Raw genomic sequence first — 12,558 nt, forward strand, 5'->3', positions numbered from 1 at the left:
CCTCCTTTTTACCAAACTGCTCCATCGTCAAAGTCATCTGGACTAGGAATATTACTCATATCTATAACAAGTGGTGCTCCTCCATTTGCAGGTGCAAAAGGATCTCCACTGCCTGCAGGTGTAGATACTGCGTCAGCATTCATAGGTTTGCTTGCTGGAGCGGATACCATAGATGCAGTTGTAGACGCCCATTTAATCATCTTTGCAAGTGCAGCTGCATTATTTGCCTGTAATATCAGTTCTTTGTTACCTGTGAAGTCTTCAAGCACATCATCATCTGCATCGGAACCGATAGAAATCGCAATCTTAACTGCTTTCTTGAACCAAGGAAGTGCTTTTAACTTATTCAGTCCATCCTTGTAAGAATCTGTTGGCTGTCCATCAGACAATAAAACAATTACCGGTGGTAATGCTCGTGTTGGCATTGGCGGAATAGAAAGCTGTGCTGCCAGTAATTCAAATGCTTTTCCCATCTCTGTTACACCATTTGCTTCCAAATGATTCCATGAATAATCCTCAACCGGTACAGGCTTTGCAGTAAGCCAGCTTGCCCCGGATGAAAACTGAAGTGCCCTGATAAGCAGCTGTGCATTCGGGTTATTATCCGCAGCTGATGCCATCTCCGGAATACACTCCTCAATAGCTGTATTCACCACTTCCATCTTTCCGTCATAAGACATTGAACCTGAACAATCCACTACCCAAAAGAAATGAATCGGTCTGCTTGCCAGTTCTCCACCTGGTCTTTGTAAATCTGCCATAACAATTTCCTCCTTTTACTTGAACTCTCCGACTGACTCGGAGAAATGTATTTTCACGCCTGCTGCAATACCTGCTGTCTTTCCTACTTCAACGGGAATCTGTGTTCCATCCGCTTTTTCATAAGTCCAGTTTAATTTATCTTCATTGCGGATTCCCCATAATGCAAGGTTCTTTGGATTCTGAACTACTTCTCCAACTACTGTTTCCATATCAAAATCACTATAAATGTGATGATGTAACAGCTTACTGTTCTGATTCAGTACCACAGTATTCTTTCCAATCACAATCCTTGTTGGTACTTTCACTGTCTGCTGACAATTCCAACATGTATGTGCCACACCATTTGCTTCCAGACTTTCATCATAGAAAACACTTGCACCACAGGTGCATTTCATCAAACCACTCATCATATTTGCAAACAGGTTCATCCATTCAGGCTCCGTTACACGCTTGCTTGGATTATTAAGTCCGACTGTAAAAGATTTGATAAACAGTTGGCGCAGCTGTTCCGGATATAACGGCCAATAAATATTGGCGTTATCATGGATTCCCGGCACCGGTCTGTTTGTCTTATTATCCGGATCAAATATAAAAATAGGATCCGTTCCATAGAGCTTTACTCTGGCTGCCATATCCATACACTTAATGCTGGCTTCCTGCTTACCCTCTAATGGATGATTTACCATAAAAAGGTAAAACAACAATACTGCTAATGAATATCTGTCCGTATCCCTTGATGGTCTCGCTTCACCTCTTACAATCTCAGGTGCCATAAATCCCGGTGTACCAAGAACTCCTCCCGGCTTGCTGTTGCCATATGATACATTATCATTGTCGCAAATTAAGACATCTCCGTTATCCGGATTAAAGAAAAGATTTCCAAATGAAATATCCTGATACTTTGCCCCGGCAATATGTAAATTTCGATAGCCTTTTGTAAGATTAAATGCCGTCCTGCATATGACATAAAATGAAGGATTTACACGATTCTTCATCAAGTCCACTATGCTCTTATAATTCTTTGGACGAAGCGGCATGATATATCCAAACAAGTTTCCCTGCGACGGAACAATCAGTTCCATCGGCCAGAGAAACGAACTATCCGGTGCTCCCTTTGCAATAATCTCTTCCAATAATTTCTTTTGTCGTGCTGTAGCACTTCCCTTGAAATACCATTTCAACGCATAATGCTTTCCATCACATTCCACATCATAGACTTCACCTTGTCCACCGGCACCCAGAAGATTCACTACCGTATACTTATTTCCACTTTCCGAAGTAAGTATTGTTCCGTTTTTTAACTGTCCCTCCATTATGGAATCTGCCTCCTTTGCTGCACAAGCTGTAATACTTCATATAATAAATTTCCATCATCAACATACATATTGTATGTTTTACTGCCAAACTGCAGTTCACAGGCATCTACATACGGAGTTACCGCTGTTAAATATCTATATGTTTTATCAAACCCCTTTTCAGAAGCTTGAAATACAATTCTCTGATTAGTCACATACAGGATTCCCCGATGCTGTACAAGCTCACCATGCTCAATAGGCTTCGCCACACCCACATTCCAACGATTGCCTTTTAACAATCCCGGTGTACTGTGTCCCACATGCCGGTATTGCTTTACTACCTTGATTTCAAGGTTGATTGCTTTATCAATATAATGGATCTTCTCACCACGCTTGAGAAATAAGCTGTCTGTATTCAATATCGGTAATCTTCCTGCACGGATCTCATTCTTAGCCGCTGTAGGAAGTATGGAATTTATCTTAGGTGGCTGATTATTGCCAAATATTGCATCCAATAAGCCCATACATATCACCTCTTTCCTGTATTCTATCGTAATTTCGTTCTGTATGTGTCGCATCGCTAGCGACATTATACCAGCTGATACTTAATCTTATTCTTTCTGCAATACTGCTCAGCAAAAGAACCAAAGGAGCATTGCACAATAAACATATCATCCGTTCCCGTAAAAGCATCCTGTCCGATCTGCTGTACACTGTCCGGAATTATAATAAAATCCAGATTGGAGCATCCGAAAAATGCTCGTTCACCAATCGCATTTAGACTTTCATGCAGCTCCACCTTCTTCAATCCACTACAATTCATAAACATCCGATCAGTTATCCTTGCAATATTATCCGGTATCTTAATATGCTCAAGCGATTTGCATCCCGCCAATAACTCATCACCTATCCAAAATACACTCTTTGGAATATCAAGTGTCCGTAATCCGGTTCCTTTAAAGGCTGCATCTCCGATTGTCTTAAGCAGTATCGGCAATGAGATTGATTTTAAACTTTCGCAATTTTCAAATGCTGAGTTTTCAATCTCTTCTACGCTGACTGGCAATACCACCTGATGTAGTTTCTCACAGTCAGCAAATGCATTTAAACCTATATATTTAAAGCCTTCCGTCAGAATTGCCTCTTCTATAGAAGATTTGCTAAAACTGTTATCCGCAATCTCTATAACATTTTCATTGCCAGACCTATTTTGAAATATAATCGTCTGATTCTTATCTCCACGGAATCCGATTACAGCCAGTCCGTTGCCTCTGCGACTTTTCTCATAGACAAATAATTCTCCATATGATTTTCCCGAAGATGACTTATTATCTTTTATCGCCGGACCACCACCCTGCTTCTGCACTGATATGTCACAGGCTTTTCCAAGCACTTTATTACCATAACAAGAACACCATACTGACACGATCCAATCTGCATTCACTCTGCTGATGCCATAGTCATCCATCAACTGCTTCACATACCGGAAAGCAAATGTATTATTGAGCAGATTCGCCTTCTGAATATCCTGTGCAATTCCCATGTTGTATGCCATAAGAATCAGATTGATATTCTTTGCCTCTTCCGGAAATATATCTTTTACCAATGCAGTAAACTGTCGCTTATCATCTATTGAATTTTCATACTGTCGAAGCATTGCTTCAAAATCCTGCTCAAAAATACCTAATCACCTTCTTTACTCTACGCCCAAGGCTTTATAAACTGCTTCTTCCGGAGAAGAATAGAATATCAGACTAAATGCTCCAACTAAATCAGAAGGTACAGTTCCAAGATCTGCTGCCGATGTAATTGGAAGAAGTACTTTCTTAGCTCCACTATCAAGGCACACCTGCAATGTACTTGCCAAATCTTCTACTTTAATAAGTGTTCCACCGATACTAATCTCACCAAGTACTGCAAGACTGCTGATTGGAGGCTTACTAAGTGCTGCCGATGAAATAGCAATCAGTGTAGGAAGTGCAAGATTTCCCGTCATACCAAGTCCCTGCATATCCTGATAATTGATGATGTAATCCTTAGTTGTTGTACTGATATTTCCAGATATTGCATTACCATTAGCCTTCAGATAATTAAATGCTGTATTGGTAGCTTCCTTTGGCTCTTTTCCTGAACCAATACCTGTGCAAGTCAATTTTCCATTTCCCGGCATCATCTGTGTTTCCAGACGATAGCAGCCTATCATTCCAGTCTTTGACTTTGATACTGTATATAAGCATCCCGGCTTGCCCATACCTTCAGGAATCATCTTGCCACCGCCCTGCTCCGGTACGGATACAAAATGCTCATCAAAACTGTCATTGTCTATGTATGAGAAGTTCACATCATAGAACTCCATTCCACCAATCTTCTTAAGCTGCTCTTTTACTCGTCTACGAAGTTCAAGTGAAATATCCATAATCTCTGCAACTTCTTCCTTGCTGACTTCTCCATCCGGATAAATCAATTTGATAAATCCGGAAATCAGTTTACGAACAGCAATTGCATCTCTCTGATTTAAATTATTTCCCAATTTGAAATACTTCTCTGCTATATTGCTGTAATTATCCTTACGAAGCTCACGCATAAACTCTGATAGATAATCTGTGATAAATCCATAATCATTTGTAAATGAATCCGGTCTGTACTTAGGAATCTCCCAGCCCGGTATATATGCATGGAAACGGTCAAGGAAAGCAGTATCCGTACCCATTTCAGGCGGAAATGGGTCAAACAGGCTTGATGTCTTCTGCAAAGTCTCAACACTCTGATTGATATTACCTACAAAGACCATAGATGCCTTTGCCTGTATCTCAGCCTTGCCACGGGAAAATGCACCTGATGCCATGTATCCCTTCATAATCTGGATACCATCTTTATCCTTAAACTTGATACCGGCAACCTCGTCAAATGCTACAACATCCCACATTCCGACAAGACCTACTGTATTGTTAGACATGTTATAAAACAGATTGGCAACTGTAGTCTGTCCTCCGGCAACAAGGATACTGTTTGGAGAAATCTGCTCATATATGTATGATTTACCTGTAGAACGAGGTCCTAATTCACACATATTAAAGTTGTTCTCAACAAGCGGAATCATACGGGCAATCAATAACCATTTAGCTCTGTCAGAAAGCTTGTCCGGCTCCATACCAGTAGAACGAAGCAGAATATCCATCCACTCTTCCTTTGTAAATGCCTTACGACCATTCTTTACCTCATCCATATCCACATGTGGCATCTGAATCGGTGTCAGCTTTCTGATACGGATAGGCTGTGTATTCTTCTTGTCTTCCTCGATAAACTCATAGTCAAGCTGGAGAATACACCAAATACCACCACAGAGCAGGCGGTCATAATCCTTCACATAGTCAGCACTGATAGGAATATTCTTAATTCCAAGATTAGAGAATGTTGCCTCATATCTGTCTTCCTTGGTATTGAGGACTACTGTAATCCTGTCAATAACTGTATAACTTCCTCTCTCTCGAAGGAGGGACAATATCTTCTGTGCTTCATCCGGGCGAACATAGTTATCACGCAGAATACGCTTCACATTGTCTACGCCCTCATCAATAATCTCCTGGTCGTCTGAATTACAGTACTGACCAAGAAGATATTCCAATACATAAACAGGTACATTGGCTCCTTCGCGGATTGACTTTGTTAAGTCCTTGCGAACAATACGTCCGTCATAGTATTGGCGGAGTTTCTGCTTTATAATTTCTCGTCTGTCATCGGTTTCTGATATATTGTTGTAATCATTTATTTCATCCATAATTTACACTCCTAACTTACTTCAAAATTGATTTAAATACACATTTGAAAATATGCAAACTATCTACAAGAATTTCATATACGATATGATGATTGTGATTTTTTAATTTCTATTTTATCCCCATCAAATCCATAAAATTGTAACAAATGATATATATCTAAAATATTAACTTTACAATTTGGTCCAGTAATCACTTCTTCGATAGGAAGATTATTTTTGTCAACATCAAATTTCAAATCCAAATATGGAATAATTCTTCCACTTTTCACCATAAATTCCATTCCATTTGGTATCAAGCTATAAATTTCTTTTTCACCAAATCTCAAATTCTTATTTTTCCAATTATAATATATATCCCATTCCGGATAATTTTTTCGTGTCTCTTCATCGTCTAATATTAAGCGCCATTCTTCTTCACTTTTGTATTCTTTACCTTTTTGAAAAACTGATTCAAAAAGCAAGCATTCTTTCTGCAAATAAATCATATATGGCAAGCTGCTAGAATCATCAATAAGTTTTTTTATCTCTCCATTTTCCATTGTTTGAATCATTCCATTATAAATTCGAGCCGCATACTCTTCTATTAATATATTATCTTTTGAATAGCCATAATTAACTTTTGAAAATTTAAAAGGATTTTTATTACCTAACTTTTGAAGCCATTCTATATTAAATCCTATTGCAATTCCTGTTCCTTTATCAGCATATTCCCTCCACTGCCCTAATAAATCTCCCTTCTCTGAAAAACATGTTCCGAATAACATTTGATTTATATCATTGTTCATTTTATAAATCATTCTTTTAAGTATAAAATCAAAAGACTCATCTACATCCATACCATATATTATCGTTTCAAAAAAATCTTCCCGTTTCCTATACTGATTTAATATTTCATTTTTCAAGTTGCTAAACAAAATCTTCATCTCTGCTTTATCATTTGAACTACATAGATCTGATAAGCGTAAAGTATGATTTTTTATAATATTTAAAAATGTTTCTACTGTGCAATAATGATATACAATATTATTTTCCATGACAATTTCTCCTAATATCAAAATCCAAAATCATCCACAAACGCAATATCAATCATAAACTCATACTGCTGCAAGATATTCTTCTCATCATTTGCATCCGCCAACACAAGATAATACTTATCTCCATACTTATATTCTCTTGACTTCAATATAAACTTCTCATGGAAGGTTCTCTTCTCCGGTGCATCTTCCCTGCTATTAGCAATCATAGGCACATCAAATGAAATTTTTTCTCCATCTTCCATAGTAAAGTACGCAACAATACTTCGTGCTTTCATAGTGTCTGTGACTTTCTCTGTCTGAATGAAATCAAAGTATGTGATAAGATTTGTCACCTTACGAGTAACAGATGTCAGAACAACATCCACATAATCGTATGCCACACCTCTGGTATTTGTGGTAAGTTCAATGACCGGTACTATCATCTCCTGCAAGGACGTACCGCCATGCACATAATTCTGTCCACCTCCGGCAACCTTGAAAATATCTGCTCCAACCGGTGTATCTACATAAAGTTTATTAAGGTACGCCATTGTTCTTGCCATGATTCCCTGCTCATTTACTGCATCTTCTGTAATAAGGAATCTCTTGTTTGTATAAAGGCATTTATCCTTTGGATATGATACCTTGTCAAACTCCTGTAATCTGTCTCTCTTATATAAGAAGCCATGATCTGAGGTTATGAAAAACTTTGGTGCCGATACATAACCAGTCAGTTTCTTAACCAACTTATGTATCTCTTCTATCGCCTCTGCACAAGCATTGAATACCTCATTCTCACTTGCTGGCTTGTCCCCTCTTGCATCCACCTGATTGTGATAGATGTACACGATATTCTTGCCCTGAATCAACTCCCTGATTCGTGCCTGATTTGCATTTGCTACTTCATCAAATGATAATGCCACATTATTTTCATTATAAGATTTCAGAATCTTATCCTTTTGCTCCATACTTGCACATGCCTGTCCATCAACAGTCACATTCAAGCTTCCATCCACCTGCATCTCTTTATGTGGAAGCAGACTCGCCATTCCAACTGATGTAACAGAAGGCAGACAGCTAAGCATACACTCCATCTTTGGTGTACACTTCTCATCTAATTCCAATTTGCCAAAAAGTTCCCTTGCACACTCATACCGAAAAGCATCAGAAATAATCACAATGACTCTCTGTTTTCCATCGTAGCCTCTAAGATAATGCTTATAGAAGTTTTCCTGTTTAGGCAGGTCTGTAGCATTCATTACATCATTTGTGAAATTCTCATTCCACTTCGGTGTTATCTTCTGCAAATATGTATTCGCATAAATATTCTCTACTCTCTGTCTTACATCAGAGAATTTGTTGTTATCTTCAATCTGGTCATATGCATAATAAAACCATCTATAATATGAATCTATCAAATAAGACTCTTTCTGATAATTTGTAACCAATGTCTTAATATCACTTGAAAATTCCATAAGTGATACAGACTTCATCATCAAATATGCATACTTGATAGTCGTATATTCATTCTTGTATCTTTCGCTATAATGATATGCCTTAGACATTCTCTGATCAGCTACCTGAGCAATATTAAGTCCATCAATCTGTGCATCTAAAATCTCATCATTTAACTGTTCCAATGCCCAATCAATAATAATGTCATCTAACCCGGCAAAAGCATCACAAGCGAAAACGTCCGCCAACTGGAGAGAACTATCTTTTTTCTTCTCCACATCTTTCTTTAATCCATCCTGTATTCTTGTCACAAAACGCAGGGACTTATCTATTCTTTCTACCAGCTTGTCATAGGCATCCTGATAATTTACATTGTCCATGATATTACGGATAAAGACTACAACATCATTGCGTTTCTTAAGAATATAGGACCTCATTGCTTCCGGTACAGTAGCTTTTAATGTAGATGATGCATATGTTAATATCATACAAGCAGACAAATCATCTATATTCGGCTTTTCAGATTTATATCCAAAGAATTTTTCGCAAAGTTCCCAGAACTTATCGGTCAATCCATTATCATCCAATGCCTTAAAATACTTCTCATTGTCACCGAGCATCATCTGCTTAACTACTTCCTCAAAATTTGGAGTCTTTACATCCGTGAGTACAGCAATCAAACCAATATCAATTGTCTGTGCATTGTAATGGTCAATTCCAAGCTCCTTGAACTTTTCAATACGATGCTTATTCTTCCAGAAATTAGCATACTGTGATAAATGCTCCTTAAAGCGATTATCAATGCCAATCTCCTGTGACATCTGTGATACTCTGTCAGTATAATAAGGTGTTGAGTAATAATACATATCTGCGAGAGGATTCTCTGCATCACTTGGCTTTGCAAAGGCTGCATAGACAAGATATTTACTCTCTCTATCCTCTTCGTTTAATAGATACTTTGAATAGAGCCAGTTTGTACCATCAAGAATGTGCAGCTTTACATCACCAAGCTGCAGTTCCGATACCTCATCCTCGTATTCACCTTTATCATCAAACCAGAATATGATTCTTGTCTCTGATTTGGCAAATTCTGTATTTAATTGATCCTGTATGTTCTGTAAATCCATATTTCACCTTCTAATCCATTTGTGCAGATAGTCTGCACAAATATTTATATTCAGCCTATGCTAATTAGTGTCCGATAAATGTTCACTTATCGAACACTTTGTATCCGATAGTCCGCAAAAGTGTCCGATAGTGTTCAATAAAGTGTTCGATAAGTAGCAATGTGACCACTAAATCACATATTTAGTTGCCGGCCCATTTCCAATCTTCGTAATCAATCCTTTTTCTATCATCTTATCAAGCAATTTTCTAGCTCCTGTCTTTGACTTATAACCACCTATATCAGCGGCTTTTTGAGAAGAAATACTTCCATTCTGCCTGATATACTCAAGTATTTTATCTTCTTTTGACAAAGCAATTGCTTCTGTTTGATTTGTATTTTCATTTCTGATATCAGCAGCACCAGGAATATATACCACTTGTCCAACTTCGAGCTTTAATGTTACCCTGTCACTGCGCTCTGAGAAATCAAATTCTGGTTTCTTCCAATTTTGTTCTGCCCATGCTGTCATAATCTTATCGACACCACTTCCGGCACGCTCACCGACATTTACAAAGCCAAACATCTTTAAGATATTCGGATTTCGTGGATCACTATTGCCACCTGCATAAAATTCTTCTTTTGTTACTCTGATAGTACCGGGATTGGAAATACTAAGTTCCTTACCCTTTTTAACCACAAGGATTCCTCGTCTGCCATAATAATTTGCATGCGCCAGTGCATTTGCCAATGCTTCTTCCAATGCATCATGCACATCCACTCTGTCTACACGATATCCATCTCGTCTATTTGCAAACGGAACTGCTACATCATCGTCCATTCTAGTGCGCACCTTGCAGAAGAAGTCATATATATTACCGCTCCAATCACCTTCGTTAGAATGTGTCCGGAATAACCAACGTACCGCTTTATCATCGCATTCCTCACGATAATCCAGAAAATAATTAGGAAAAACTTCTGTAATGTGATAAGCCTCTCCAAAGAATAAAAGTCCTGCTATCGTTGGAGATAATGTACCATTCTTATTCTTTGCTGCTGCCCTTAGTTTCATAAGGAACTCATCATTTTCAAGGGCATTCCAAGGATGTCCACTGTGAAGCTGTTCAAAAATAATTCTATAGCCTTTTATCGTATCCTTATTCAGCACATCTAATCCGAACTCTTCCAGCACTTCCACATCACCAGATACATCTCTCTGGTCAGCAAACATCGCACGGACTGCCTCTTCCGTACAAAGGAAGTCACCTTCATAATCTCTTTTATAAGTACCTTTCATTGGATCTGTCCCAATGTATACCGGCTTATCGTGCCTGTCTGCCGCAGGAACATCAATTCTTAATATTTTCTTTTCTCCGACAGTCACAGGTCTGACATGATGATTCAGTAAGATGTTCTTTGACACCTTATTCCTGTCATTCAATGTACTCCAAAAGTCTTTCTGATATTTTACAATCTGCTTATCTGTCAGTCCTTCAACAGTAAAAGAATCTCTGTGTTCCCTAATTCCAAGCAGAATCGTGCCACCATTGGTATTTGCAAAAGAAGAATAAGTCTCCCATATGCTCTCAGGAAGTCCACCTGTTGCCAGCTTGCATTCTCGCTCATGATCTTCGACAAGGTTCAATTCATTCAATATTTCATGCTTCATCTATAATAAAAAACCTCCTGCTTAAGATTTATTCACAACTTTTGTCCTTGCAAAAACTACCAATTTTTACCTTTTGCTTGCTGATGTTTGTTTTTGAGAATCTATGATAAATAATTTAGGTGGATTCTCCCCATTTTCCAGCCTAAACTTATGAAGACTCTCAATCTTATCATCCCGTACAGGATTTCCAACTTTAACATATACAAATACTCTCTGTGTAGTACCCTCAGCTTTTGCATACTCTTCAATTTGTTCTTCGTATCCATGAATATAATCAGCATTTGATGAAAGCTTTATCTCAACAACAGTCTTATCATTTCCTCTGCTCATTTTTAAATCTACTGGTCCAGGACCTTCATTTGCTTCAAATGCCATATCTATATTATTTTGTGTGCAATAATACTTTCCCGAAAGATGCAAAAGTCTTTGTAATGATTTTTCTCTTTTGCTTGTTGATGCTGACAATATTTCGTCCCAACCTCGATTGTTTTCTATCCAATCTCTAAATATTGAAAGGACTTCTATGGTTGCTTCCAAACTACTTAGTTCTCTCTTTGCAGAATGTGAAAGCACATCAAATATTCCCTCTCTTTTAATCTGCTTAAATGTGCTTGCTACCAAATATTCAGCATTACTTTCAATTTCATATGGTGCTATTGTCTGTGTACGATAGTTTTCTATCATTCTGCCACATCGCTCAGAATTTTTGAAAATATGTTCTTTCAAATATTCTTTCTTATCTGCCGAACACATTTTTCTCCATTCTTTTCCAACTGCTTCATTTACCTCGTCACGGATTGCTTGATTCTCTTGAATCACTCTATCAATATCACTCCAAGATTCCGCTATTGGAATCTCATGCAAAACCTCTTCTGGTAAATAAAGAAGTTCACATTTTTTATATGGATTAATTGCAATTTCCCCTTGAAATTCAATATCAGGATATTTATCCGTATTTATGTTCAACTTTCTATTTATCCCTATCGTATAGTTTCTTATATCTGGCAATATAATAGTTGCTATCATGTCACTCAAGCGATCTGCTGAAACATTCTTTTCAAAAAGTCCTACAAGCTGGAATATTTCCGGCTGTTCTGAACCTGATTTAACTATATCAAAAGCATCATTTATTACTTGTTTCGACAAAACCGATCCGAATCCTGCATCAATTCCAGTTTCTGAAACGCCAAGATTAATTCCACTTACTCCTGGAAAATGAAAAAGTTTCAGTGCAGCCCTGTATAACTTATCTTCCTTACTTTTTGAAGAATCAAGCAAAATCATTATTTTTCGATAGAAACTATTAATTCTTTCATAAGAACCTTGAAACTCTGGCGTTTTATTTACTTTAAGTCTAAGTAAATTAATAAAAAATGGACTATCTCTATTAATTATAGAATCAAATACACCAAGTTCTTTAAATTCGTTATCCAAGTTCAAAAACTCTGTAATAAAAATATCTTCCATATATAATCCTT

9 protein-coding genes are annotated in these 12,558 nt (G+C 37.7%); all 9 read right to left on the bottom strand.

From position 1 onward, the window contains the following. Positions 1 to 8 precede the first annotated feature (8 nt). The 9 genes from WMO43_RS04575 to WMO43_RS04615 all read right to left on the bottom strand — a co-directional run bounded on the left by WMO43_RS04575 (position 9) and on the right by WMO43_RS04615 (position 12,547). Entirely contained in the window at positions 9 to 761 is a 753-nt protein-coding gene (locus WMO43_RS04575) for a vWA domain-containing protein (RefSeq protein ID WP_353530229.1), read from the bottom strand. A 15-nt stretch (positions 762 to 776) separates the two neighbouring features. Continuing rightward, positions 777 to 2,075 (bottom strand): protein kinase domain-containing protein, encoded by a 1,299-nt coding sequence (locus WMO43_RS04580; protein WP_353530232.1) that lies wholly within the window; start codon positions 2,073 to 2,075, stop codon positions 777 to 779. Continuing rightward, complete coding sequence (locus WMO43_RS04585) at positions 2,075 to 2,581, bottom strand: hypothetical protein (RefSeq protein ID WP_353530234.1); 507 nt, start codon at positions 2,579 to 2,581, stop codon at positions 2,075 to 2,077. The genes WMO43_RS04580 and WMO43_RS04585 overlap by 1 nt, the downstream gene beginning before the upstream one ends. Positions 2,582 to 2,646: 65 nt before the next feature. Next, the gene (locus WMO43_RS04590; RefSeq protein WP_353530236.1) at positions 2,647 to 3,714 is read right to left on the bottom strand and encodes a leucine-rich repeat domain-containing protein; all 1,068 of its coding nucleotides are present in this window, start codon (positions 3,712 to 3,714) and stop codon (positions 2,647 to 2,649) included. A 39-nt stretch (positions 3,715 to 3,753) separates the two neighbouring features. After that, complete coding sequence (gene brxL, locus WMO43_RS04595) at positions 3,754 to 5,835, bottom strand: protease Lon-related BREX system protein BrxL (RefSeq protein WP_353530237.1); 2,082 nt, start codon at positions 5,833 to 5,835, stop codon at positions 3,754 to 3,756. Between the two features lie 74 nt (positions 5,836 to 5,909). Then, positions 5,910 to 6,869 carry a DUF2971 domain-containing protein gene (locus WMO43_RS04600; protein WP_353530238.1) on the bottom strand — a complete coding sequence of 320 codons (960 nt, stop codon included), beginning with the start codon at positions 6,867 to 6,869 and terminating at the stop codon, positions 5,910 to 5,912. 17 nt (positions 6,870 to 6,886) lie between these two features. Then, a complete protein-coding gene (gene pglZ, locus WMO43_RS04605) occupies positions 6,887 to 9,433 on the bottom strand; it encodes a BREX-1 system phosphatase PglZ type A (protein WP_353530239.1) in 2,547 nt (848 codons plus the stop codon). A gap of 168 nt (positions 9,434 to 9,601) precedes the next feature. Further along, positions 9,602 to 11,080 (bottom strand): DUF8451 domain-containing protein, encoded by a 1,479-nt coding sequence (locus WMO43_RS04610; protein ID WP_353530240.1) that lies wholly within the window; start codon positions 11,078 to 11,080, stop codon positions 9,602 to 9,604. Positions 11,081 to 11,146: 66 nt separating this feature from the next. Then, positions 11,147 to 12,547 (bottom strand): DUF8370 family protein, encoded by a 1,401-nt coding sequence (locus tag WMO43_RS04615; protein WP_353530241.1) that lies wholly within the window; start codon positions 12,545 to 12,547, stop codon positions 11,147 to 11,149. Between the last annotated feature and the right edge of the window lie 11 nt (positions 12,548 to 12,558).

The sequence above is a fragment of the Maccoyibacter intestinihominis genome, from assembly GCF_040096355.1.
Taxonomy (GTDB): Bacteria; Bacillota; Clostridia; order Lachnospirales; family Lachnospiraceae; genus Maccoyibacter; species Maccoyibacter intestinihominis.